Source organism: Duganella sp. 1224 (assembly GCF_013408245.1).
Lineage (GTDB): Bacteria > Pseudomonadota > Gammaproteobacteria > Burkholderiales > Burkholderiaceae_D > Rugamonas.
In genome coordinates this window covers 339,167-363,407 of record NZ_JACBYS010000003.1, presented here as the reverse complement: position 1 = coordinate 363,407, position 24,241 = coordinate 339,167, and the positions used below count along the sequence as shown (strand labels likewise).

The following is a 24,241-nucleotide window of genomic DNA, read 5'->3' as shown; positions in this document are numbered from 1 at the left end:
TAGACCGCACTGGCTTTGCGCTCGCTGTGCGCGAGTTAGCGGCCTGCAGCATTAGCCGCTGCTTCAATCCAAAGGTGCATGTTCTTATAGCCATCATCGCGCACCCAGTCATAGGTACGGTACAGGTTAGACAGCGCACGGCCGTTGGCAGTCACATAATCAAGAGGATTCCTTCCCTGAATATCGGTTCCCTGCCCTGGTGCATTGATGGAGTGGATATCGATCGCCACGATGCCTTTACCCAGCTCGTAACTACGCTTAATTTCATGGAGAACCCAAGGCCGCGTATACGTCTCCGCTCCGAACAGCACCACAGTCACGGAAGTACCCTTCAGTTGCTCCTCAATCCAGCGTTCGATACCGCCGGCACGACGTTTGGCCTCCTCAAAATCCGCTTTGTCGAAGAACGGAGTGGCCTGACCCTCGGGCCTAATGAGCCAAGAGTTCCGTACCTGCATTACGCGCTTTACATCGCGCCTATAGTGAAAACTGAAAAATACCTGTCGAGCCATGAGATTCTCCTTTTTTTTGGGGCAAGCGCAAGCATCTAGCCTGATCGAAGCCGGTGATGCAATTTACTAACAAATTGTTTCCGACTGGCATGAATGCTACCAGAAGTAGTTGGCGGTATTCCAGCGATTACAAGCGGATATCTACAATAAATTTCAAGCGATGTTGCATATAAAGCAGTATCGACTTGCTCACAGGCGAGGCCGGAAATCACCTTCTTCTTGGTCGCAAGAAGCAAATTCAGTCCCCCAAGAATTCTGGGCTCCCCTAACTACCTCGAGGTGGCTACCGTACTACTGAGTATTCTCATCACTGCGTTTCTCCTAAAATTCAGCTCAGTTGGCAGGTTGCCCATCATCAGAAGGACGCTGCTTTTTTCGGAGCGCTAGAGTAATCAAATCTTCCGCTTTCTTGATAGACACGCCCAATTGAGCCACGAGAAGTTCAACGATTGCACCGCGAGGTGTGCCTTTTGCCTGCATTGATCGGACTAGAGATACCACTTCATTTAGGTCGGGTTCTCGCGCTTGTGTCCACATATCACCCACAACGACTGAATCCCCATTGACGGCACGCGGAAAAACGTGCCTAAAAGAATTGTTGTCTGATCGAGTGTTTTCAATTTCCCGCATCCGGCGCTCAAGGCCGCGCGTACTCTCTAGGATTTCGGTAAGGATATCTTCTTGCTTGCGTGGCTCGACTACTGTTGTCTCTGGATATGTCTTCAAAATAGCTGCAAATTTAGCTTCAAACTGAGGCCAGTAAGTTTCAAACACTCCTTTAAGGATCGCTACGTCTAGACGGTTCGGTTCAGGAAGGCTTCCATTTAACGTTGAGATCAATTTCCACATACTTTCGGGATTTGGAAGCGTATGGTTAAACTGAGCCAGCGGATCACGAATGTCTTTAGTCTGAACATCGATCAAGAAGGTACAAACGCGGCTGCTAGCAAGACCTTTGGCCAAGGCGCCGGCCTCAAACAGGATCCAGGGTGCCTCTTTGTTCTCTTTAGTTAAGCAGATGATGCCAAAGGTAGTGTCCTGCAGCTCGCTGCTTATTTGGTTAAACCATATTGATCCGCTGTCAATTCCGCTTGTTGAAATCCAAGGACGCGATGCCTGGACAACGCACTTCACCCAATAGTCCAGCAGTTTTGCTACCTCTCGGCTTCGGTCACCCGACCAGCTCAGAAAAACTTTCATTTAAGGTCCCTAAATTTATTTGTCGACAAGTCTACAACATGTCGTATAGGAAAAGTATTTTCGGTCTGTGCGTTCTTCGGAGCTCTATGCCACTACACAAAATCATCACAGACGCACAAAGTCTGCGGTATGCGGAAGAGCTGCTTGATGAGCCTAAGATATTGGTAAAGTGCACGGTAGAACCTGCAGAAGAAAGCGGCCTGTGCTTATTTTTCAGCCTGGTATCCTTATTGGACGGGGCATTTTTCGGGGCATATTGTGAGCCTAGAAGTGTGAGCAGCAAGTCCGTAAAGGCTTACTTTGAGTGATAGGAATCCCCCTCTCAATTCCTGCAAGCGTCATTCATCCGATCAAATGTCCGAATGTCGGCACTGACCCCGGTATGCATACGGCTTCTGCAACGGAAGTCGAAATTCTCGTGATTGGCAAGCGCAATGATGATGAGGTTTATCGCATCTGGCAGCGGATGCTGTAGCTCTTGGGTGATTACGCTGAGTTGGGCTCGTCGCTCCGCCCTTGGCGAAAACAACCTCTGGCGACGGTGGAACCGTTGGAACGTCTGATGCATGCGTTCTATGGATTCCGGCTTGCGCCGGAATGACAGGTTGAGCGCGAACTTAACGGTGTTGTGTCTTGGCTTTTGGTGTTGGTGCAGGGCTAGGCGACGCGTCAGTCAGGGCTTTTTCAGTTGGCCGATGACGCTTGCTACCTTGGTGGTGATCATGTCCACCGCCGGGCCATTGGCGCCGTGGGGAATGATGATGTCGGCGTTGCGCTTGGTCGGTTCGATGAACTGTTTGTGCATCGGGCGCACGGTGTCCAGGTACTGGCCGATGACGCTTTCCACCGAGCGCGCGCGTTCGGTGATGTCGCGCTGCATGCGGCGGATGAAGCGGATGTCGGAGGCGGTGTCGACGTAAATCTTCAGCGACATCAGGTCGCACAAGGCCGGATCGTACAGCGCAAACAGCCCTTCGATGACGATCACCGGGGCTGGTTTGACCGGAATGGTGTGGCTGGAGCGGTTGTGCACCTTGAAGTCGTACTCGGGCATTTCGATCGCCTGGCCATCGCGCAGCGCCTGGACGTGCTGCACCAGCAGCGACCATTCAAACGCCTGCGGATGGTCGTAATTGGTCTGGTTGCGGACTTCCGGGGGAAGGTGGGTCTGGTCGAGGTAGTAGTCGTCCTGCATCACGACCGAGACCATGTCGGCGCCGAACGCGGCCAGTACTTTTTGGGACACAGTGGACTTGCCACTGCCGCTACCGCCTGCGACGCCAATAATAAACGGTTGGAAGGAAATCGAATTCATGCCGCATGATACCGGAACTGCGGCTAAACCGACAGCATCCGGTGGCAACGTCAGGGTTGTTGCGACTGGCCGATGATGCTGGCGACCTTGGTGGTAATCATGTCAACAGCCGGGCCGTTGGCGCCGTGCGGGATGATGATGTCGGCGTGGCGCTTGGTCGGTTCGATGAATTGCTTGTGCATCGGGCGCACCGTGTCCAGGTACTGGCCGACCACGCTCTCGACCGTGCGGCCGCGCTCGGTGATGTCGCGCTGCATGCGGCGGATGAAGCGGATGTCGGAGGCGGTGTCGACGAAAATCTTCAGCGACATCATGTCGCGCAAATCAGCGTCGTACAGGGCGAACAAGCCTTCGATGACGATCACCGGCGCCGGCTTGACGGGGATGGTGCGGTTGGAGCGGTTGTCGATGGTGAAATCGTATTCCGGCATGGCGATGGTGTCGCCACTGCGCAAGGCCTGCACGTGCTGCACCAGCAGCGGCCAGTCGAATGCCTGCGGGTGATCGTAGTTCTGCTGGCGGCGGACTTCCGGTGTGAGGTGGGTCTGGTCGCAGTAGTAGTCATCCTGCATCACGACCGACACCATCTCGGTGCCGAATGAGGACAACACGCGCTGGGAAACCGTGGACTTGCCGCTGCCGCTACCGCCGGCCACGCCAATAATGAAAGGTTGGTAGGAAATCTTTTGCATGCCGAATGATACCGGAGAGTGCGCCTGTTGATGACACAGCGCAGCATAAAAACTTCAAGGTTGCGCAATCATTTTTTTATTGAATGTGCTATGGTTGCGCCTATTACAAAAATGTTTGCGCAAACATGAAAATACGGGGACTACGCTGGTGGATGATCGGCCTGATCATGCTCGGAGCCATCATCAATTATCTGACGCGCAGCACGTTGGCTGTCGCGGCGCCGACCTTGCTGGCTGAGCTGCACATCAGCACCAAGGAATATTCGTACATCACGGCCGCCTTCCAGGGCGCCATCATGCTGCAGCCGCTGTGCGGCTACATCCTCGATGTGATCGGCCTCAAGTTCGGTTTCGCGATGTTTGCGGCCGCTTGGTCGGTGATCTGCATGTTGCACGGCTTCGCCACCAACTGGCATACGCTGGCCGTGCTGCGCGGCTTGCTGGGACTGGCGGAAGGCTCGGCCAATCCGGCCGGCATGAAGGCGGTGTCCGAGTGGTTCCCGGCCAAGGAACGCGGCATGGCGGGCGGCGTCTACAACGTTGGCGCGTCGTTCGGCTCGATGCTGGCGCCGCCGCTGGTGGTCTGGGCGATCCTGCATTACAACTGGCAGTCGGCGTTCGTCATTACCGGTGCGCTGGGCCTGGTCTGGGTGGCGATCTGGCTGCTGCTGTACGACGCGCCGGCGCGGCACAAGCGCCTGTCGCGCGAGGAGGCCGAGCATATCGCGGCCGGGCAGGAGCAGCACCTGCAAGGCAGCGGCGCCAAGCCGTCCATCATCAGCATCCTCAAGATGCGCAATTTCTGGGGCATCGCGCTGCCGCGTTTCCTGGCCGACCCGGCCTGGGGCACGCTGTCGTTCTGGGTGCCGCTGTACCTGACTTCGGTGCGCCATTTCGACCTGGGGCAGATCGCGATGTTTGCCTGGCTGCCGTTCCTGGCGGCCGACCTCGGCTGCCTGTTCGGTCCGATGGTGGTGCTGGCGCTGCAAAAGCGTGGCGTGCGCCTGATCAACGCGCGGCGCGGCGCCTTCACGCTGGGCGCGTGCATGATGATGGGCGTGGCCGGCGTCGGCTTTGTCGATAGTCCGTACGCGGCGATTGCCTTGCTCAGCCTGGCCGGCTTTGCGCACCAGACGCTGTCGGTGACGGTGATTACGATGTCGTCCGACCTGTTCCGCCGCAACGAGGTGGCGACGGTGGCCGGCATGTGCGGCACCTTCGGTAACCTGGGCCTGCTGATCTTTTCGCTGATGATCGGTGGCCTGATGGCCAGCGTCGGCTACACGCCGTTCTTCGTCAGCCTGGCGGTGCTGGACCTGGTGGCGGCGCTGCTGTTGTGGACCTTGGTGCGAGAAAAAACCTCATGATTCAGAATCCCATCCTGACCGGCTTCAATCCCGATCCGTCCATCGTGCGCGTGGGCGACGACTACTACATTGCGACCTCGACCTTCGAGTGGTTTCCGGGCGTGCAGATTCACCATTCGCGCGACCTGGTGCACTGGCGTTTGCTGACGCGTCCGCTCACCCGCGCCAGCCAGCTCAACATGCTGGGCGCGCCGGACTCGTGCGGCGTGTGGGCGCCGTGCCTGACCTATGCCGGCGGCCTGTTCTGGCTGATCTACACCGACGTCAAGCGCTACGGCCGCACCTCCACCGGCGGCGCCACGGGCAGCGCGTCGCTGCGCGATTTCCATAACTACCTGGTGACCAGTCCGACCATCGAGGGGCCATGGTCCGATCCGGTGTACCTCAACAGCAGCGGTTTCGACCCGTCGCTGTTCCATGACGACGACGGCCGCAAGTACCTGCTCAACCAGTTGTGGGACCACCGGCCGGGCAGCAACCGCTTCAACGGCATCGTGGCGCAGGAGTACGCGGACGGCCGGCTGATCGGCAAGCGCGAGATTATCTTCAAGGGCACGGCGCACGGACTGACCGAGGCGCCGCATCTGTACAAGCGCAACGGCTACTACTACCTGCTCACGGCCGAGGGTGGCACGGGGTGGAACCATGGCGTGACGATGACGCGTTCGCGCAATCTGTGGGGGCCCTACGAGCTGCATCCCGAGCAGACCATGCTGAGCGCGCGCCATCGGCCGGACGTGGCCTTGCAGCGCGCCGGCCATGCCGACATCGTCGAGACGCCGGACGGGCAGACCTACATGGCCTATTTGTGCGGCCGGCCGCTGCGCAACCGCGGCGTGTGCACACTGGGGCGCGAGACGGCGATTCAGAAAGTGGTGTGGGGCGAGGATGGCTGGCTGCGCACGCTGGACGGGGAGGGCACGCCGGAGTTGCAGGTCGAGGCGCCGGGCTTGCCGGAGTACCGTTTTGACGCCGAGCCGGTGCGCGAGGAGTTCGACCGGCCCGAGCTGCCGGTGGCGTTCCAGTGGCTGCGCACGCCGTGGCCGGAAGAGTTGTTCAGCCTGACCGCGCGGCCGGGGCACTTGCGGCTGTACGGCCGCGAGTCGATCGGCAGCACGTTCCGCCAGGCGCTGGTGGCGCGGCGGCAGCAGGCGCATTGCTACAGCGCGTCCACGGTGGTGGAGTTTGAGCCGGAGCATTATCAGCAGCAGGCCGGGCTGGTGTGCTATTACAACGCGTCCAAGTTCCACTACCTGTACATTTCGCATGACGAGGCGCTGGGCAAGCACCTGCGTGTGATGAGCAGCCTGCCGAATCACGTGCAGACCGACACCTTTACTGCGCCGGTGGCGCTGCCGTCCGGTGTGCCGGTCGAGCTGCGGGTGGAGGTGGACGAGGAGCGGTTGTACTTCGGCTACCGGTTCGATGGCGGCGCGTGGCAGTGGCTGCCGCAGCAGTTCGATGCCAGCATCCTGTCCGACGAGGCCAACGCGCCCGGCATGCCGAACTTTACCGGCGCCTTTGTCGGCGTGGCCTGCCAGGACATGGCCGGCACCGCGCAGCACGCGGACTTCGATTATTTCGAGTACCGCGAGCGACCGTACGCCGTTAATCCGAAGGCGGCGGTTGCTTCTCCCGCTCCCGCATCTGTCTGATGAGCGCGGCGGTTTCTTCGGCCTGTTTTTGTACTTCCGCATGCACCGCCGCCACTTCCTTGCCGGCGCTCAATGCCGCCAGCATGTTTGAATACAGCGCGGCATTGACGGCGGAGATGCCAAGGACGGCCGCCAGAACGCTGGTGATGCCGGTGACGACAATGGTGGTGCGCAGGCTGGCGATGCTGGAGCGCATTTCCGTAAGCATGGCCTCGATGCGATCGAAGCGCGCATCCGCGACTTTTTGTCGCTCGTCCATTAGCTTGACGAAGCCGGCAAAAGTCGCCTCCATGGGCGATGCCTCAAGGACGGTGGTCGGCGGCGCATCAGTATTGTTTGGCGAAGTCATGCACGGTTAGACCGCCCATGGTAGTACAAGTTCAATATCATTGTGCTGCCTGGTGAAATTCGTAATTGCAGCGCGACGCTGCCCACAGCACAATGGTGCGCATAAAAAACAGGAGACATCCCATGCATATCCGCCTTGCAGCCGCTTTAGCCGTATTGTCGTCGTGTGCCGTCGCGGCGCCCGCTGAACTGACTGTGTACGCCGGCCATCCGCCGGATGCCGGCAGCGTCGCCGTTTCGGATTCCGATTCCGTCAAGACCTTGAGCGGGGACGCGGTCGCCATCCCCAAGGCCGACAATGGCGTGGTCGAAGTCAGCAAGTCGCCCAAGGCGCGCAAGGATGATGCGCTGACGCTGAATTTCAACAAGGCCTGGTACGCCAGCCTGCGCGTGCAGGCCGGCAAGCCGGTCGATTTGCGGCCTTATCTGGCGCACGGCGTGCTGGCGCTGGATCTCAAGGTGGATGAGCTGGCCGAGGGCGGCCTGAGTTTCCGCGTCAAGTGCGGCGAACAATGCGAGCGCGGCGTGCCGTATGTGGTCCCGGCGCGGGCGGCGCAGGGCAAGGGCTGGCAGCATCTGGTGCTGCCGGCCAGCTGCTTTTATCGCGACGGCGACGATTTCAGCCAGATCACCCAGCCGTTCGAGCTGAACGGCACGGGCAAGGGCAAGGTGGCCATCGCCAACGTGCGGTATCAGGCGAGCGGCAAGCCCAACGTGCAATGCCCGGATTACCGCACCGTCTCGGTCACGCCGGACAAGCTGAACGAGTCGTGGTCGATCAGTTGGTGGACCGCGCGTCACGAGAAGAAGCTGGCGGAGGCGAGGGCGGTTGGCAAGCGCGCGCAGGTGGCGTTCATCGGCGATTCGATCACCGAGGGCTGGGAAAAGAGCGGCGCGCCGGTCTGGGACCGCTATTACCAGCCCTTGCAGGCCATCGACCTCGGCTTCAGCGGCGACCGCACCGAGAACGTGCTGTGGCGCCTGCTGCACGGCGAGGTGGACGGCCTGGCGCCCAAGGTGGCGGTGTTGATGTTCGGGACCAACAACACCGGCCACCGCCAGGAAGATCCGAGGACCACGGCGCTGGGCATCAAGCGCAATATCGAGGAGCTGCGCAAGCGCCTGCCGGACACCAAGATCCTGCTGCTGGCCATTTTCCCGCGCGGCGAGAAGCCCGACGACCATCTGCGCCAGCTGAACGAGCAGGTCAACGCCATCATCGCCGGCTATGCGGACAACCAGACGGTGTTCTTCGCCAATATCAACCAGGCGTTCCTGCAGCCGGACGGCACGCTGTCACGCGACATCATGCCGGACCTGCTGCACCCGAACGAGAAGGGCTACGAGATCTGGGCCAAGGCGATGGCGCCGGCGTTGCGGCGTCTGCTGCCGGAAACATAATGGGCCGGAAGCATTTAGTCAATTTCGTTATGGATAATGTGAAATTTTTCATATCTCCGCCATCCGGCCGGCCTGTACCATTAAAAAGGCCACCTACGTCCTGGAGCGGAGTTGTCGATGCAGATGAAGTCACACCGGATTGCGCTGCTGTTCAATGCGAATAAAATCTTCGATCGCGATGTCATCGCGGGCGTGGCCGCGTACCTGAGTTCCACGCGCGCCAGCTGGGACCTGTTTCTGGAAGAGGACTTCCGCCTGCGCCTGCCCGGCATCGAGCACTGGCAGGGTGACGGCATCATCGCCGACTTCGACGATCCCGCAGTGGCGGCGGCGCTGACCCGCAGCCGCATTCCGGTGGTGGCGGTGGGGGGCTCGTACGAGAACCAGGCCGCCTATCCGGAAGACGTGCCCTACGTGGCCACCGATAACTTCAAACTGATCAAGATGGCGCGCGATCACCTGATCGAGGCCGGCCTGCGCCACTTCGCCATGTTCTCGCAGCCGGCGTCGCCCAACAACCGCTGGGCGCAGGAGCGCGAAAGCGCCTTCCGCACGCTGATGCTGCAGGACCAGATGGCGCCGCACATCTACCGCGGCCTGGGCACCAGCGCGCCCTCGTGGGACGAGTCGGTGGAGCAGCAGATCCAATGGCTGCATGGCCTGCCCAAGCCGGTCGGCATCATCGCCGTCACCGACGCGCGCGCGCGCCAGCTGATGCAGGCCTGTATCATGGCCGGCATCGCGGTGCCGGAGCAGGTGGCGCTGATCGGCATCGACAACGATCCGCTGGCGCGCATGCTGACGCGCATTCCGCTGAGTTCCGTGATCCAGGGCGCGCAGGAGATGGGCCGCACCGCCGCGCATTTGCTGGACCAGATGCTGCACGGTGTGCGCATGAACGGCACGCGGGTGCTGGTGCCGCCGGTCGGCATCAACGTGCTGGCGTCCACTCAGCACGAGGCGCCCAAGCATCCGCACGTGATGCGCGCGCGCCATTTCATTCGCCAGTATGCCTGCCAGGGCATCAAGACGCACCAGGTGGCCGAGTATGTCGGCATTTCGCGCTCGTCGCTGGAATCGTACTTCCGCCAGGAGCTGGACTGTAGCGTGCATGACGTGATCCTGCGCTTCAAGCTCGATGCGGCCACCTCCATGCTGGCGCGCGGTGAGCGCAGCATCGCCGAGGTGGCGCTATGCTGTGGCTTCACGTCGGTGCAGTACATGCACGCGGTGTTCAAGCGCGAGCTGGGATGCACGCCGCGCACCTATCAGGACCGCGCCATGAAAGGCGTCATCGATGACGATGCCGCGCTGGCGGCGCCGGAGCTGGCGGCCTGACTGGCCGGCCGCCATTGCCGCCGCACGCCAGCGCACGGAATCCGGCGCTGGCCTCCAACTCGCTGTACCATACCTTAACGTGGCAAACAATCTGGAGACTGAAACAATGAAGAAATTACTGAGCACCGCGGCGATCGCCGTGATGATGGCCTTTGCGGGCGGTAACGCCATGGCGGACGCCAAGCATCCGAAGATCGGTTTTTCAATCGATGACCTGCGCCTGGAGCGCTGGGCGCGCGATCGCGACTACTTCGTCGCCGCCGCCGAGCAGCAGGGCGCCAAGGTGTTCGTGCAGTCGGCCGACGCCAGCGAGCAGCGCCAGATCGCGCAGATCGAAAACCTGATTTCGCGCGGCGTGGACGTGCTGGTCATCGTGCCGTACAACGCCACCGTGCTGACCAACGCCGTACGCGAGGCGAAGAAGGCCAAGATCAAGGTAATTTCCTACGACCGCCTGATCCTCAACGCCGACATCGACGCTTACATCTCCTTCGATAACAACATGGTCGGCCAATTGCAGGCGCAAGGCGTGCTGGCGGCCAAGCCGAAGGGGAATTTCTACCTGCTGGGCGGCGCACCGACCGACAGCAACGCCAAGATGCTGCGCGACGGCCAGCTGAAGGTGCTGCAACCGCTGATCGACAAGGGCGACGTCAAGGTGGTGGGCAAGCAGTGGGTCAAGGACTGGAGCCCGTCGGAGGCGATGTCCATCGTTGAAAACGCGCTGACCGCCAACGGCAACAAGATCGACGCCGTGGTGGCCTCCAACGACGCCACCGCCGGCGGCGCGATCCAGGCGCTGGCCGCGCAGAAGCTGGACGGCAAGGTGGCCGTGTCGGGCCAGGATTCCGATCTGGCGGCGGTCAAGCGCGTCATCGCCGGCACGCAGACGCTGACCGTCTACAAGCCATTGAAGCTGATCGCATCGGAAGCGGCCAAGCTGTCGGTGCAGCTGGTGCGCGGCGAGAAGCCGGCCTTCAACGCCAGGTACAACAACGGCTTCAAGGAAGTGGACTCGGTGTTCCTCAAACCTATCGCCCTGACCAAGGCCAACGTGGACATGGTGGTCAAGGACGGCTTCTACACCCAGGCCCAACTCGCGGCCAAATAAGCTGTACCGCGGGGCCGCCCGGCCCCGCGCATCCTCCCCGCATCTGTCGGATCGACGCTACGCTTGCACATTATCATTCGCCGCCTTGGTGAATTTCGCAATTGCTAGCGGCTCCCGTAAAAAGCACAATGTTCCCACATCGCGCGCTGCACAGCGCCTGCGGGCCTGTTCGCGCCGCACATTCCCTCACCCCACAGATGACGAGAAATACCAATGAAATGGCCGCAGAGCCAGGACATATTCGTATAACTTTGGAGACCGTAGATGAGACAGTTCAAGAAAAACGCCATCGCACTGGGCCTGGCCCAGATGACGATGACGCTGAGCGGCGCGGCCGTCGCCCAGACCAATGACGCCACCGCCCCGGACCCGGTGGCGGTGATCGTGACCGGCCAGCGCGCGGCGCTGCAGTCGGCGCAAAAGATCAAACAGAATTCCGACGAAATCGTCGACTCCATCGTTGCCGAAGACATGGGCAAGCTGCCGGACCGCTCGGTGACCGAGGTGCTGCAGCGCGTGGTGGGCGTGACCATCGACCGCACCATGGCCAAGGGCGACCCGGAGCACTTCTCAGTCGAGGGCTCGGGCGTGTCGATCCGGGGCCTGAGCTACGTGCGTTCGGAACTGAATGGCCGCGATTCGTTCTCGGCCAACGGCGGCCGCTCGCTCAACTTCGAGGATGTGCCGCCGGAGCTGGTGGCCGGCGTCGACATCTACAAGAACCCGTCGGCGGAGCAGATCGAGGGCGCCGTCGGCGGCCTGGTCAACCTGCGCACCGCGATGCCATTCGATTACAAGGGCTTCAAGGCGGCGCTGTCGGCCGACCGCACGTGGTCGGAACTGAAGAAGGGCAAAACCTCGCCATCGTATTCCGGCCTGATTTCCAACCGCTGGAAAACGCCGGTTGGTGAAGTCGGCGCCTTGCTGGACCTGGCCTACTCGGAGAGCGCCACCCGCACGGACGCCTTCCAGGTCGAGCCTTACTACCCGCTGAAAGACGCCAGCGGCAATCCGGTCTTTGTGCCGAAAGGCGCGCAGTGGCGCACGCTGGAATTCAACCGCAAGCGCGAGGGCGCATACGGCGCGCTGCAATGGAAGAAGGATGACTGGTCGAGCGGCCTGACCTACTTCAAATCAAAGTACGAGATGAAGTGGGACGAGCAGGCGATCTTCGCGCAATCGAGCCCGTACAACATCCGCGTGTCGCCCGACGCCACCTTCAACGCGAAGGGCGCGCTGCTAACCGGCACGCTGACCGATTCCACCGGCGCCGGCATCAACTTCGGCGACGACACTCGTGCCGCCAACCGCAAATCCGACACCACCGATATCTCGTGGAACCTGCGCTGGCGTCACGACAGCTGGACCGTCAGCACTGATCTGCAGCACATCAAGGCCACCACCGGCAGCTTCGACTCCACCGTAGCTACCGGCATCCAGATGCCGAAGGAGAAGCTGGACCTTACCGGCAACGTGCCCAAGCTGATCTTCGACGATGCCGACCGCGCTTACCTGGCCAATCCCGCCAACTACTACTGGGCGTTCACCATGGAGCACCTGGACCGCAGCAAGGCGGACGAAAACGCCTGGCGTACCGACGTCAAATACGACTTCGATCATCCGGTGCTGCGCGACGTGCGTTTCGGCGTGCGCCTGACCGATCGATCGGCCACCACCATCAACAGCAACCCAAGCTACAACTGGGCCGCCATCACGCAAACCTGGCAGGGCGAGATTTCGCACCTGGCGTATCTGAGCGACCCGCGCTTCTCCGGCAACACCAATCTGCACACCTTCAACAACTTCTTCAACGGTGGCGTGTCGGTGCCGTCGGTGGTGTTCCCGAACGTCTCGCTGGCGCAAGGCTATCCGGGCACTTACGCCACGCTGCACTCGTACCACGACATCCTGTGCGCGGAAGCCGGCAACACCTGCTCGCCATGGACGCCGGCCACTTTCGGCACCGATCCCGCCGGCACCAACGAGCAGTCGGAAAAGACCAAGGCGCTGTACGGCCAGCTGCGCTTCGGCTGGGACAACCTGAAATATCCGGTGGACGGCAATATCGGCGTACGTTACGTGAAGACCGATTCGACCGCGCACGGCTACACCGTGTTCAGCTCCACCGCGCCCACCGGCACCACGCAGGGCGTGCCGATCCCGGTGATCGCGCCGTTCTCCAAGGCGCAGGACTACGACAACAGCTATCACAACGTGCTGCCCAGCCTGAACCTGCGCCTGAAGGCGTCGGACACGCTGCAGTTCCGTTTTGCCGCCGCGTCGGCGCTGTCGCGTCCCGACTTCACGCAACTGCAGGCCTACACCACGCTGTCGCAGACCGCCGACAGCACCACCGTCAATGGCGTCACCACGGTCAACAGCGTGACCCAGAGCGGCATCGGCACCGGCAATCCCAACCTGCGCCCGACCACCTCCAAGCAGTTTGACGTGACGATGGAGTGGTACTTCGCGCCCACCGGTTCCTTCACCGCCGCGGTGTTCAACAAGCGCCTGAAAGACATCATCATCAACCAGGTGTACAACTACCAGCTGACCGACACCAGCGGCAAGGCGCAGAACTTCACCGTGACTGGCCCGATCAATGGCGCCAAGGGCAGCGCGCGCGGCGTGGAGTTGGCGTACCAGCAGTACTTCGACAAGTTGCCGGGTGCCTTGTCCGGGCTGGGCGTGCAGGCCAACTTCACCTTCGTCGACAGCAAGCGCGATCTGTACAACCCGGTGTTCTCGAAGTACTGCACCGGCGGCGACAACGCGGCCAACGTCAACCTCAATCTGAACGGCTGCGATACCAACGGCACCACCTTTGGCAATCTGCCGCTGGAAAACCTGTCGCGCCAGTCGTACAACGTGGCGCTGTTGTACGACAAAGGCCCATGGTCGGCGCGCCTGGCCTACAACTGGCGCTCGAAGTCGCTGCAAGGCGTCAACGTCAATGGCACCAAGGGCGGCGACGGACTGGATTCCAATCCCGCCAGCCCGACCTATGGTCAGACCAATGTGGCGTGGGCGCTGCCTACCTGGGCGGACGCGTATGGCCAGCTGGATGCATCGGCCTTCTACAAATTCAGCGACAAGCTGCAACTGGGCGTGGAGGCGCAGAACCTGACCGATGCAACTTACAAACAGCTGATGCAGCAAAATATCGGTATGATGGGGCGCGCATGGTTTAAAACCGGCCGCCGCGTGGTGGCTAAACTGAGCTACGACTTCTAACCTGAGAAAGGCTTACGCACGATGAAGCACACCGCCCGCCAGCTTGTTACCACATTGAGTTTGTTGATGGCCGCGGCTGGCGCGGCGGCCGCCGCCGATATTCCGCAGATCGTCAAGAAGGACGGCCGGTTCGCCTTGATGGTGGATGGCGCGCCGTTCGTCATTCTCGGCGGCCAGGCGCAGAATTCCAGCAACTATCCGCTGGCGCTGAACAAGGTGTTCGCGGCCATCAAGGACATGCACGCCAACACGCTGGAAATTCCGGTGGCCTGGGAGCAGATCGAGCGGGAAGAGGGCAAGTTCGATTTCAGCTACGTCGATACGCTGGTGGCGGAAGCGCGCAAGAACAACGTGCGGCTGGTGCTGCTGTGGTTCGGCACCTGGAAGAACACCGGGCCTAATTACGCCCCGGAGTGGGTCAAGTTCAACAACGCGCGCTTCCCGCGCATGGTGTCCAAGGACGGCAAGATTACCTACTGCCTGTCGCCGCAGGGGGAAGAAACGCTGAAGGCCGACAAAAAGGCTTTCGTCGCGCTGATGGCCCACATCAAAAAAATCGATGAAGCCAAACGCACGGTGATCATGGTGCAGGTCGAGAATGAAGTGGGCACCTACGGTTTCGCGCGCGACTACGCGCCCAAGGCCGAAGCGCTGTTCAATCAGCCGGTGCCGCAGGCGGTGCTGGACTATAAGAAATCGCCGGTGCCGCTGGCGAAGAGCGGCACCTGGAAACAGGTCTACGGCGACTATGCCGACGAATACTTCCACGCCTATTCCATCGCCAGCTATATCGAGGAAATCGCCAAGGCCGGCCGCGCCGTCTACAACCTGCCGATGTACGTGAATAACTCGCAGCGCGATTCGACCGAAGACCTGGTCAAGCCATGGCACGAGAACTTCGCCAGCGGCGGCCCGACCTACGACGTGATCGACATCTACCGTGCCGCCGCGCCGCACATCGACTTCGCCGGCCCCGATATCTATGGTCCGAACTGGAAGAAGTTCAATGCTTCGCTGCGCCTGTTCCAGCGTCCGGACCAGCCCCTGATGGTGCCGGAGATGAGCAACGCCGCCGAATACGTGCGCTACACCTGGCTGGTGCTGGGCAAGGGCGCCATCGGCTTTTCGCCGTTTGGCATCGACTATGCCGACTACAGCAATTTCCCGCTCGGCCACAAGGCCATCGACAAGACCATGGTGGAACCGTTCGGCAAAATCTACGCCGCCTTCCGGCCGATGGAGCGCCAGTGGGCCAGGTGGGCGTTTGAAGGCCGTACCTACGGAGTGGCGGAAGGCGATGACCGCCAGCCGCAAACCATCGACATGAAGGGCTGGAAGGCCACCATCTCGTTCCGCGAGTGGCAGTTTGGCGAGCGCGAATACTTCAAGGACGTCAAGGACGTGCCGGCCGGGACCGAGATCCCGAACGGCGGCGTGGCCATCGCCCAGACCGGCCCCAATGAATTCATCATCATCGGCCAGCGCGCACGCGTTAAAATCGATCACGCGGAAGGCAAGCCGTCCTTGTGGGGCCGCGTGGAAGAAGGGCATTACGACGCCGCCGGCAAATGGATCATGGAGCGTAACTGGAACGGCGACCAGACCGACTATGGCCTCAACCTGACCGGCAACCCGGTGGTGTTGAAGGTCACGGTGGGGACTTATTAAAACAACGGAGACAATATGCGTTTGACGATGATCGCCACGGCGGCAGCCGTGCTTGCGGCCGGCCATGCGGTGGCCGGCACCTTTGAGAAAACCGCCACCGGCATGGTGGTCAAGCCGGACAGCGGCGCCGCGAAGGAAGTGCGGCTGGAGGTCATGGCCGATAACATCATCCACGTGGTGAAGCTGGACCAGGCGGGCAAGGCGCTGACGCCATCGCTGATGACCGTGGCCGCGCCTGTTAGCGGTAACTTCAGCGTCGCCGCGTCGGGCAAGGACAAGGTCACGCTGAAGGCGAAACAGATTGCGGTGGCGGTGTCGCTGGCGACCGGGCAGGTACAGTTCTTCAACGCCGCCGGCAAGGCGTTCCTGACGCAACAGGCGGAGAGCATGTCGCCGACGGATGTCGACGGCAAGCCGTTCCTGGCGGTGAAGCAGGGCTTCAACTACGGCACCAGGGATGCCTTCTATGGCCTGGGCCAGCATCAGAATCACCAGATGAACCTCAACGGCGAGGACGTGCTGCTGATGCAGCACAATATGGCGATTGCCGTGCCCTTCGTCGTCTCCGACAAGAACTACGGCGTCCTGTGGGATAACAATGGCATCTCGCGCTTCGGCGACAGCAAGCCTTACGCGTGGCTGAGCCGCGACCTGCAGTTGACGGACGCCGATGGCAAGGCCGGCGGATTGACGGCGCGCTACTACATCGGCGACAAGCTGGTACTCACGCGCCAGGAAAAGGACATCGCCTACCAGTACCTGAAGGACGTGGCCGAGAACTGGCCGAAAGAGGTCGATCCCAAGGCCGCCAATCTGAAGGTGGTGTGGGAGGGCACGATGGCGTCGCCGAAAGCGGGCGTGCACAAGATGCAGTTGTATTCGTCCGATTATGCCAAGCTATCTGTGGACGGCAAGGAGATTATGGACGTGTGGCGCCAGGGCTGGAATCCTTGGTATCACAACTTCGAGGTGAAGTTTGAGGCCGACAAGCCGGTCAAGCTGCTGCTGGAGTGGAAGCCAAGTGGCGGCATGGTCGCCATCACCCACAACGATCCGCTGCCGCAGGACGAGCGTCACTCGCTGACCTTCTCGTCGGAGGTGGCGCAGGCGATCAACTATTACGTGGTGAGCGGCGACAGCATCGACAACGTCATCGCTGGCTACCGTCACCTCACCGGCCAGGCGCCGATGATGCCGAAGTGGGCCTACGGCTTCTGGCAATCGCGCCAGCGCTATGAAACGCAGGAGCAGCTGCTGGGCGTACTGCGCGAATACCGCAAGCAGGGCTGGCCGGTCGATAACATGGTGCAGGATTGGTTCTACTGGCCGGAGAACGGCTGGGGGTCGCACGACTTCGACAAGGCCCGCTTCCCGAACCCGCAAGCGATGGTTGACGAGGTCCACAAGTCCAATGCGCGCATCATGATTTCGATCTGGGGCAAGTTCTACGCCAACACCGACAACTACAAGGAGCTGGCGTCCAAGGGCTATATGTGGACCAAAAACGTCGAAGACGGCGCGCTGGACTGGGTAGGTCCGGGCTACAAGAACAGCCACTACGACCCGTACACCAAGGAGGCGCGCGACATCTACTATCGCCAGATGAAGCCCAAGCTGGTGGACCTGGGCTTCGACGCCTGGTGGATGGACAACACCGAGCCGGACGTGCTGTCCAATACCCGCCCCGCCGACTTCAAGAAGCTGATCGGTCCCACCGTGTATGGCGGCGGCGAAATCACCTTCAATCCGTATAGCCTGGTGCATACGGAGGGCTTCTACAATCACCTCAAGGCGGATCAACCGGAAAAGCGCCAGTTCATCCTGTCGCGTTCCGGCTTCGCCGGCATCCAGCGCAACGCCACCGCCGTGTGGAGCGGCGACACCGCCAGCCGCTGGAACAATCTGTATGACCAGATCTCGGCCGGCGTGAGCATCTCGATGTCCGGCATTCCCAACTGGACCCACGATATCGGCGGCTATGCGCAGGAGACGCGCTTTCAGGTTGGCGACGTGGGCTCGGCGCAGGAGAACCGCAGCACCGGCGTCAAGCAGGGCAATCCGGAAGACCTGAAGGAGTGGCGCGAGCTGAATCTGCGCTGGTTCCAGTTCGGCGCCTTCTCGCCGCTGTTCCGCTCCCACGGCGAAGTGGTCAAGCGCGAGATTCACGAGATTTCGCCGCCAGGCTCGCCGATGCGGGAATCGATGGTGTGGTACGACCAGCTGCGCTACCGTCTCATGCCGTATATTTACTCGGCCGCCGCCGAAACGCACTACGCGTCCGGCTCCATCATGCGCGGCCTGGTGATGGACTTCCCGCACGACGACGCGGTCAAGAACATCAACGATCAGTACCTGTTCGGCCACAGCATGCTGGTGGCGCCGGTGTATGTGTACGGTGCGCGCGAACGCAGCGTGTATCTGCCGAAGGGCGCCAGCTGGTATGACCTGTACACCGGTGAACTGCACAAGGGCGGCAGCACGGCGACCATCAAGGCGCCGGAGACACGCATGCCGGTGCTGGTGAAGGCCGGCGCCATCGTGCCGGTCGGCCCGTTGACGCAGTATGTGGACGAGAAGCCGGACGCGCCGATCACGCTGTACGTCTACACCGGCGCCGACGGCACATTCAGCCTGTATGAGGACGATGGCGTCAGCAACGCCTATCTGCGCGGTGAGGCCAGCCGTATTCCGCTGCGCTACAATGACAAGACCGGCGTCGTCACCATTGGCGACCGCGCGGGACAGTACAAGGGCATGGTGGCCAAGCGCCAGTTCAAAGTGCGCTTCATCAAGCCTGGCGTGTCGAGCACCGACAACTTCGACGTGGCCGACAAGACCGTCAGCTACGAGGGTAAAACCGTGACTGTGAAGCGTTAAGCATGAAGACTCTGACCGCAGCAGTATTGCTGGCGTTGGCCGTGCCAGCCATCGCCGCGCCGTCCGCGGAGCGCCGCATCGCCGTGGATGCCGCCGATGCCGGCACGCCGCGCGACCGCTTTGCCGATCTGTCGGTGGGTTCGGACTATCCGGGCACGCTGATCCGCGACGACAGCCTGTCGCAGTTGAAGACAGCGCGCGATGAACTGGGCTTCCGCTACATCCGCTTCCATGCCATCTTCCACGACGTGCTGGGCACCTACAAGGAGGTGGACGGCAAGCCGGTCTACGACTGGAGCAAGATCGATTATCTCTACGACCGCCTGCTGAAGATGGGCATCAAACCCTTCGTGGAGCTGGGCTTTACGCCGCTGGCCATGCGCAGCTCGGACCTGAGCATTTTCTACTGGAAGGGCAATACCTCGCATCCGGACCCGAAGAAGTGGGCGGCGCTGGTGGATGCGTTTGTGCGTCACGTGCAGGAGCGCTACGGCAAAGAGGAAGTGCGCAGCTGGTTCTTTGAGGTGTGGAACGAGCCTAACCTGGACGGTTTCTGGGAGAAGGCCGACCAGAAGGCGTACTTCGAGCTGTTCGACATCACCTCGCGCGCCATCAAGGCAATCGATCCGGCGCTGCGTGTTGGCGGACCGTCGACGGCCGGTGCGGCGTGGGTACCGGAGTTCCTGGCCCACGTCAAATCGTCCGGCGCCGTGGCGGACTTCATCACCACGCACACCTATGGCGTGGACGGCGGCTTCCTCGACGAGAATGGCAAGGACGACACCAAGCTGTCGCCATCGCCGGAAGCCATCGTCGGCGACGTGCGCAAGGTGCGCAGGGAGATGGCGGAGGCCGGCCATCCGGAAATGCCGCTGTACTTCACCGAATGGAGCACCAGCTACACGCCGCGCGACCCGGTGCACGATTCGTACATCAGCGCGCCGTACATCCTGAGCAAGCTCAAAGCCACCGAAGGCATCGCGCAGGGCATGAGCTACTGGACCTACAGCGATCTGTTCGAGGAACCGGGGCCGCCGACCGCGCCGTTCGAGGGCGGTTTTGGTTTGATGAATCCGCAGGGGATCCGCAAGCCGGCGTGGTTCGCGTACAAGTATCTGAATCAGCTGGGCGATACGGCGCTCAAGACCGGTGATGTGCAGAGCTATGCGGCCAGGGATGGGCAGGGTGTGCAGGTGCTGGCGTGGGATTTCCAGACGCCGAAGCAGGGCCGCAGCAATCGCGGCTTCTACACCACGGTGCAGCCGACGCGCGACAGCCAGCCGGTGAATATCGATCTGAAGGGCCTGAAGCCGGGCGCGTATTCGGTCCAGGTGTATCGCACCGGCTTTGAGGCCAACGATGCCCATACAGCGTATCTGAAAATGGGCTCGCCGAAGACGCTGACGCCGAGGCAGTTGGAGCGGCTGCAGGCGCTGACCACTGATCGCCCGCAGACCAGCACCGTGCGCGTTCCGGCGTCCGGCGCCGCCAGCGTGAAGGTGAAGATGCGCGTCAACGACGTTGTCCTGATCAAGATCAGTCCGCAATGAATGGTGGCACGCTCCGGCCTTGCGGTCAGAGCGTGCGCGCCAGCCAGTCGGCGGTGAGGTCCATCACGCGCTGGGCGGCGCCGCTGTCCGGCGCGAAGACGTTGAAGATGTGGTCCGCGCCGCTGATCAGCGCCGCTTCGGCGGGCTTGCCGCCCACCAGCTTGAGCATCTGCGCGTCCGCCTGCGGCAGGAAGTCGGCGCTGCCGCGGATGGTCAGGAAGGCGCCCGGATATTTGGGCAAGGACTGGTCCAGGTTCACGCCACGGAAGCTTTCGTAGAACGCGCGTTTGGTGGTGATGCGCTTCCAGCCCGGCACGTCGTCGCTGGCGACGCCATCGCGCAGCGCTTTCTGCGCCACCGGCGAGGAAGCCATCTGCCGCCATTGGTCGCCGCTCGGCGACGACCACAACACCATGCTGCGGAACCATTGCGGATGGCGGCCGCCGGTGATGATCGCCGTGGTGGAGCCCAGGCTCCAGCCCAGCACCGCGCCGCGCGCCGGCTGCACGCCCGGCTGCTTCTGCAGGAAGGCATATGCCGCCTCGGTGTCCGCCAGGCGCGTGTCCAGCGTCGATTCGATGTCGCTGCGGTTGCGGTCCCCTTCGCCGCGGAAGTTCACGCGCAGCGAGGCGATGCCCATCCGCGCCAGCCGCGCCGACATGCGCTTGCTCAGGTCCCCGGCGCCGTTCATGTCGTCGGCAAAGCCATGCAGGAACAGCACGGTGCGGCCGTCCCAGGCGCCGTCCGGCGTGACCCAGGCGCCGTTGACGCCCGGCGCGATGGTAACGTTCTGTTCCCCGGCCTGCGCCAGCAGGGCGGCGGCGCTCAGGGTGATTGCGGCGGCGAGGCGGCGCATCATGGCTGTTCGGCGGCCACTTCGGCGCCGCTCAGGAAGTTGGCGATCAGCGGATTGACGACGTCCGCATGCGTGATCGGTCCCATGTGGGCGGTGCGCGTTTGCAGCGCGGTGGCGTTGGGTAGCGATGCGCCCAGTTGCGCCACCAGCAGGCGCGTGGAGGCCGGGCTATGCTCGCCTGCCATCACCAGCGACGGCATGGTCAACATGGACAAATCATCCAACGTTGCCGGTTCGCCCAGCAAGGCCTGGAAGTCCAGGCGCACCTTGGCGATTTGCGCCACCATTTTGGCTTGCGCGCTGTCCGGCGCGGCGTCGAAGGCGCCGGCGCGGTTCCAGTAGTCGATGAAGATGCGGGTGGCGTCGCGGTCCGAGGCGCTGGCATGGATGCGCTCCACCACGCCGACGATTTCCGCCTTGGCCGGATGCGCCGCCGGCAGCAGGTGGAAGGCCACCGGCTCGAACAAGGTGAGCGACAGCACGCGCTGCGGCATGCGGCGCGCCATGTGCAGCGCGCAGGCGCCGCCGAAGGAGTGGCCGACCAGGTGAAACGCCTCGCCGGGTTCCAGCTCCGCCGCGGTGGCGGCGATCACCGCGTCCACCTCATGCGCCAGCGTGTGCACGTAAGCGTCGCCGGCATCGGCCGGGAAGGGAGAGGCGCCATAGCCCTGCAGATCGACCGCGATGCAGCGGTAGGCGTCACCCAGTTGCGCCTTCAGGGCGGACCACTGGGACTTGGAACTCATGGAGCTATGCAGCAGGACGACGGCAGGTTTCATTGTCGGCAAATCATGAAAAAAGCGAAGCGCAGATTATACCGGGTCGCGCTATCCACCTTGAGAAAGAGGCAATCGCCCCCATGTGTGGTCTATACCACGCCGCTGCAAATTTTGTACGCTATGCATGTAGCGGTATCGCTGGACAAGAGTAGAGTATCAATCATGAATCATTCTAAAAAAGTCGCGGGCCTGGCAGGCGTCGTCAGTGTGCTCTGGATGGGATTGACCGCAGCGGTGGCCGCCAATCAAAAGCGGCTGCTGTTCAACCCTCTGGGCAGCAAGCGCGAAGTGCTGAAGCCATACAGCTCGGGCCATCGCACCCGGCCGATCGTGGTGCGCGCCAAGGATGGCACGCGTTTGTCCGGCTGGCTGATGACGCCCCCGGTGGCCGGTCCGCATCCGGGCGTGGTGTATTTCGGCGGCCGCTCCGAGGAAGTGTCGTGGGTGGCGCGCGACGCCGGCAAGCTGTTCCCCGGCATGGCGGTGCTGGCGGTGAACTACCGCGGCTACGGTGATTCGCATGGCGACCCGGCGGAAGAACACTTCGTGGAAGATGGCCGCATGCTGTACGACTGGCTGAGCGAACGCCATCACGTCGATCCGAAGCGCATCGCGGTCGTCGGCCGCAGCCTCGGTTCCGGCGTGGCGGTGCAGGTGGCCAAGGAACGCGACGCCAACGCCGTCGTGCTGATTACACCGTATGACTCGATCCTGGCGCTGGCCAAGCGCAAATTCAGGACGCTGCCGGTCGACTACTTCCTGCGGCATAAATTCGAGTCGGTGAAGTACGCCGACCAGATCAAGGCGCCAGCCTATGTGCTGCGTGCGGCGGTGGATGACATCGTGCCGCACTCGCACACCGACCAGTTGGTGCAGAAGCTGGCCACGCTGCACGCGGACGAAATCGTGCCCGATTCCGACCACCTGAACATTCCCTACCTGGAGTCGACCCAGCAGCGCATCGCCAGTTTCCTGGCGAGCCGCTTCAGTGCTTAGCGCTGCCGGACAGCTGGTGGTGCAGGCGGCGCAGGCCTAACCACACGGCGCCGATCACCAGCGGCACGGCGATGCCGGTCACCAGTTCCGGATTGACCGGCAGGCTGCCGGCCTTGAGTGCTTTGCTGACGTAGCCCACCAATCCCAGCGTGTAATACGAGATGGCCGCCACCGACAGGCCTTCCACCGCCTGTTGCAGCCGCAGTTGCTGGGCCGCGCGCGCGTCCAGCGATTGCAGGATCTTGCGGTTTTGCTGTTCCTGCTCGATGCCGACGCGGGTGCGCAGCAGGTCGTTGCTGCGGGCGATACGCTTGGCCAGCGCCTCCTGCCGCTGTGCCACCGAGGTGCAGGTGTTCATCGCCGGCGCCAGGCGGCGGCCCATGAATTCCGCCAGCGTCGGCGTGCCTTCCATGCGCACCTCGCGCAGTTCCTGGATGCGCGCCTGCACCAGGTTGAAGTACGCCTGCGAGGCGGCAAAGCGGTAGCTGTTGTTGACCGAGATTTTCTCCACGCGCGCGGCCAGGCTGGTGATGCGGTCCAGCAGGTCCTGGTCCTCCTTGCCCTCGTCGTTGACCAGGGTGGCGGTCAGCGTCGCCAGCTCGTTCTCGATGGTGTTCAGCTCCGGTTGCGTGGCCTCGGCTTGCGGGAGGCCGAGCAGCGCCATCATGCGGTAGGTTTCGATTTCCAGCAGGCGCCCGACCAGACGGCCGGACTGGAACTCGCGCAGGCGCTGGTCGCGCACCACGAAGCGGCTGAAGCCGTCCGGCTGGATCAGGAAATCGGTCCACACCTCGGCATTGCCGCCGGCGCTGCTGCCCACCAGCGATTTGCCCTGGAACAGATCGCGGATGCCGTCGGCGAAGCCGTCGTCATCGTCACCCTTGCACAGCAGGACGTGGGCGGCGACGATGATCTTGCCGTCCAGCCCCGCCAGCCATTCCTGCGGCACGTGCTGCAGCGGCATGCGTTCGAACGAGGCGCGGCAGTCCAGCCCCGGCTCGCCGGGTTCGACAAAGGTGTAGGTGGCAAACTCGGTGTGGCATTCCCACTTGAGGCGGAAGCGCCCGAAATCGTGGAAGAAGTAGCGCGCCTGCGGGTGCGGCGTCGCCACGCCGTAGTGCAGGCAAAGCTGTTCCAGGATCTGGTGCTGGCTGGCGCGGTGGTTCTGGCGCGAGGGCTGGTCCTGTTGCAGGTACAGCGCAAAATGGGTCAGGCTTTCCGGCGCCTGCAATTGCAGGAACGGGCGCGAATGGATTTCCGCAGACAGCGGCACCCGCATCGGGTGATTCAGCTTGGCGAAATCGGCGTTGGCACGATAGGCGAGCGACATGGACTTCCTTCA

The 24,241-nt window shown here is 62.2% G+C and carries 18 protein-coding genes; 10 read left to right on the top strand and 8 right to left on the bottom strand.

Translation table 11 applies throughout. The features are described from left to right. Nucleotides 1-35: 35 nt before the first annotated feature. The 4 genes from FHW58_RS18220 to udk (FHW58_RS18205) all read right to left on the bottom strand — a co-directional run bounded on the left by FHW58_RS18220 (nt 36) and on the right by udk (FHW58_RS18205) (nt 3,719). The gene (locus tag FHW58_RS18220; RefSeq protein ID WP_179674565.1) at nt 36-512 is read right to left on the bottom strand and encodes a TIR domain-containing protein; all 477 of its coding nucleotides are present in this window, start codon (nt 510-512) and stop codon (nt 36-38) included. Nucleotides 513-845: 333 nt separating this feature from the next. After that, nucleotides 846-1,712, bottom strand: coding sequence for a toll-Interleukin receptor (locus FHW58_RS18215; protein ID WP_179674564.1), 867 nt, complete (start codon nt 1,710-1,712; stop codon nt 846-848). A gap of 673 nt (nt 1,713-2,385) precedes the next feature. Further along, nucleotides 2,386-3,027: a uridine kinase gene (gene udk / locus FHW58_RS18210; RefSeq protein WP_179674563.1), complete on the bottom strand. Its 642-nt coding sequence runs from the start codon at nt 3,025-3,027 to the stop codon at nt 2,386-2,388. 50 nt (nt 3,028-3,077) lie between these two features. Continuing rightward, nucleotides 3,078-3,719 (bottom strand): uridine kinase, encoded by a 642-nt coding sequence (udk, locus tag FHW58_RS18205; protein WP_179674562.1) that lies wholly within the window; start codon nt 3,717-3,719, stop codon nt 3,078-3,080. Between the two features lie 125 nt (nt 3,720-3,844). Between udk (FHW58_RS18205) and FHW58_RS18200 the strand changes: the two genes are divergently transcribed. Further along, nucleotides 3,845-5,086 (top strand): MFS transporter, encoded by a 1,242-nt coding sequence (locus FHW58_RS18200; protein ID WP_179674561.1) that lies wholly within the window; start codon nt 3,845-3,847, stop codon nt 5,084-5,086. Beyond that, nucleotides 5,083-6,741 (top strand): glycoside hydrolase family 43 protein, encoded by a 1,659-nt coding sequence (locus FHW58_RS18195; protein ID WP_179674560.1) that lies wholly within the window; start codon nt 5,083-5,085, stop codon nt 6,739-6,741. Before FHW58_RS18200 ends, FHW58_RS18195 begins: the two co-directional genes overlap by 4 nt. Here the strand turns inward: FHW58_RS18195 and FHW58_RS18190 are convergent. Next, nucleotides 6,695-7,033, bottom strand: a complete 339-nt coding sequence (locus FHW58_RS18190) for a hypothetical protein (protein ID WP_179674559.1) — start codon at nt 7,031-7,033, stop codon at nt 6,695-6,697. The two genes, FHW58_RS18195 and FHW58_RS18190, sit on opposite strands and share 47 nt — an antisense overlap. Nucleotides 7,034-7,212: 179 nt before the next feature. Between FHW58_RS18190 and FHW58_RS18185 the strand changes: the two genes are divergently transcribed. The 7 genes from FHW58_RS18185 (at nt 7,213) to FHW58_RS18155 (ending at nt 20,268) form a co-directional block, all read left to right on the top strand. Continuing rightward, complete coding sequence (locus FHW58_RS18185; protein WP_179674558.1) at nt 7,213-8,490, top strand: GDSL-type esterase/lipase family protein; 1,278 nt, start codon at nt 7,213-7,215, stop codon at nt 8,488-8,490. A gap of 123 nt (nt 8,491-8,613) precedes the next feature. Further along, the gene (locus FHW58_RS18180; protein ID WP_179674646.1) at nt 8,614-9,828 is read left to right on the top strand and encodes a DNA-binding transcriptional regulator; all 1,215 of its coding nucleotides are present in this window, start codon (nt 8,614-8,616) and stop codon (nt 9,826-9,828) included. Between the two features lie 142 nt (nt 9,829-9,970). Then, a complete protein-coding gene (gene xylF / locus FHW58_RS18175) occupies nt 9,971-10,939 on the top strand; it encodes a D-xylose ABC transporter substrate-binding protein (protein ID WP_373996702.1) in 969 nt (322 codons plus the stop codon). Between the two features lie 264 nt (nt 10,940-11,203). Beyond that, the gene (locus tag FHW58_RS18170; RefSeq protein WP_179674556.1) at nt 11,204-14,173 is read left to right on the top strand and encodes a TonB-dependent receptor; all 2,970 of its coding nucleotides are present in this window, start codon (nt 11,204-11,206) and stop codon (nt 14,171-14,173) included. Between the two features lie 21 nt (nt 14,174-14,194). After that, entirely contained in the window at nt 14,195-15,841 is a 1,647-nt protein-coding gene (locus FHW58_RS18165) for a DUF5597 domain-containing protein (RefSeq protein ID WP_179674555.1), read from the top strand. Nucleotides 15,842-15,856: 15 nt separating this feature from the next. Then, the gene (locus FHW58_RS18160) at nt 15,857-18,718 is read left to right on the top strand and encodes a TIM-barrel domain-containing protein (RefSeq protein ID WP_179674554.1); all 2,862 of its coding nucleotides are present in this window, start codon (nt 15,857-15,859) and stop codon (nt 18,716-18,718) included. 2 nt (nt 18,719-18,720) lie between these two features. Further along, the gene (locus FHW58_RS18155) at nt 18,721-20,268 is read left to right on the top strand and encodes a beta-xylosidase (protein ID WP_179674553.1); all 1,548 of its coding nucleotides are present in this window, start codon (nt 18,721-18,723) and stop codon (nt 20,266-20,268) included. A gap of 25 nt (nt 20,269-20,293) precedes the next feature. On the opposite strand, the gene FHW58_RS18150 is transcribed toward FHW58_RS18155, so the two are convergent. Next, nucleotides 20,294-21,127, bottom strand: coding sequence for a S9 family peptidase (locus tag FHW58_RS18150; RefSeq protein WP_179674552.1), 834 nt, complete (start codon nt 21,125-21,127; stop codon nt 20,294-20,296). Then, nucleotides 21,124-21,903: an alpha/beta fold hydrolase gene (locus FHW58_RS18145; protein WP_179674551.1), complete on the bottom strand. Its 780-nt coding sequence runs from the start codon at nt 21,901-21,903 to the stop codon at nt 21,124-21,126. The genes FHW58_RS18150 and FHW58_RS18145 overlap by 4 nt, the downstream gene beginning before the upstream one ends. Nucleotides 21,904-22,065: 162 nt before the next feature. Between FHW58_RS18145 and FHW58_RS18140 the strand changes: the two genes are divergently transcribed. Continuing rightward, nucleotides 22,066-22,899, top strand: coding sequence for an alpha/beta hydrolase (locus FHW58_RS18140; protein ID WP_179674550.1), 834 nt, complete (start codon nt 22,066-22,068; stop codon nt 22,897-22,899). Here FHW58_RS18140 and FHW58_RS18135 read toward each other — a convergent pair. Next, complete coding sequence (locus tag FHW58_RS18135; RefSeq protein ID WP_179674549.1) at nt 22,889-24,229, bottom strand: DUF3422 family protein; 1,341 nt, start codon at nt 24,227-24,229, stop codon at nt 22,889-22,891. The two genes, FHW58_RS18140 and FHW58_RS18135, sit on opposite strands and share 11 nt — an antisense overlap. Between the last annotated feature and the right edge of the window lie 12 nt (nt 24,230-24,241).

Bases quoted from the DNA above. Each gene is read 5' to 3' on its own strand.
- FHW58_RS18220 (WP_179674565.1), bottom strand. From the start codon at position 512: ATGGCTCGACAGGTATTTTTCAGTTTTCACTATAGGCGCGATGTAAAG.
- FHW58_RS18215 (WP_179674564.1), bottom strand. From the start codon at position 1,712: ATGAAAGTTTTTCTGAGCTGGTCGGGTGACCGAAGCCGAGAGGTAGCA.
- udk (WP_179674563.1), bottom strand. From the start codon at position 3,027: ATGAATTCGATTTCCTTCCAACCGTTTATTATTGGCGTCGCAGGCGGT.
- udk (WP_179674562.1), bottom strand. From the start codon at position 3,719: ATGCAAAAGATTTCCTACCAACCTTTCATTATTGGCGTGGCCGGCGGT.
- FHW58_RS18200 (WP_179674561.1), top strand. From the start codon at position 3,845: ATGAAAATACGGGGACTACGCTGGTGGATGATCGGCCTGATCATGCTC.
- FHW58_RS18195 (WP_179674560.1), top strand. From the start codon at position 5,083: ATGATTCAGAATCCCATCCTGACCGGCTTCAATCCCGATCCGTCCATC.
- FHW58_RS18190 (WP_179674559.1), bottom strand. From the start codon at position 7,033: ATGGAGGCGACTTTTGCCGGCTTCGTCAAGCTAATGGACGAGCGACAA.
- FHW58_RS18185 (WP_179674558.1), top strand. From the start codon at position 7,213: ATGCATATCCGCCTTGCAGCCGCTTTAGCCGTATTGTCGTCGTGTGCC.
- FHW58_RS18180 (WP_179674646.1), top strand. From the start codon at position 8,614: ATGAAGTCACACCGGATTGCGCTGCTGTTCAATGCGAATAAAATCTTC.
- xylF (WP_373996702.1), top strand. From the start codon at position 9,971: ATGATGGCCTTTGCGGGCGGTAACGCCATGGCGGACGCCAAGCATCCG.
- FHW58_RS18170 (WP_179674556.1), top strand. From the start codon at position 11,204: ATGAGACAGTTCAAGAAAAACGCCATCGCACTGGGCCTGGCCCAGATG.
- FHW58_RS18165 (WP_179674555.1), top strand. From the start codon at position 14,195: ATGAAGCACACCGCCCGCCAGCTTGTTACCACATTGAGTTTGTTGATG.
- FHW58_RS18160 (WP_179674554.1), top strand. From the start codon at position 15,857: ATGCGTTTGACGATGATCGCCACGGCGGCAGCCGTGCTTGCGGCCGGC.
- FHW58_RS18155 (WP_179674553.1), top strand. From the start codon at position 18,721: ATGAAGACTCTGACCGCAGCAGTATTGCTGGCGTTGGCCGTGCCAGCC.
- FHW58_RS18150 (WP_179674552.1), bottom strand. From the start codon at position 21,127: ATGATGCGCCGCCTCGCCGCCGCAATCACCCTGAGCGCCGCCGCCCTG.
- FHW58_RS18145 (WP_179674551.1), bottom strand. From the start codon at position 21,903: ATGAAACCTGCCGTCGTCCTGCTGCATAGCTCCATGAGTTCCAAGTCC.
- FHW58_RS18140 (WP_179674550.1), top strand. From the start codon at position 22,066: ATGAATCATTCTAAAAAAGTCGCGGGCCTGGCAGGCGTCGTCAGTGTG.
- FHW58_RS18135 (WP_179674549.1), bottom strand. From the start codon at position 24,229: ATGTCGCTCGCCTATCGTGCCAACGCCGATTTCGCCAAGCTGAATCAC.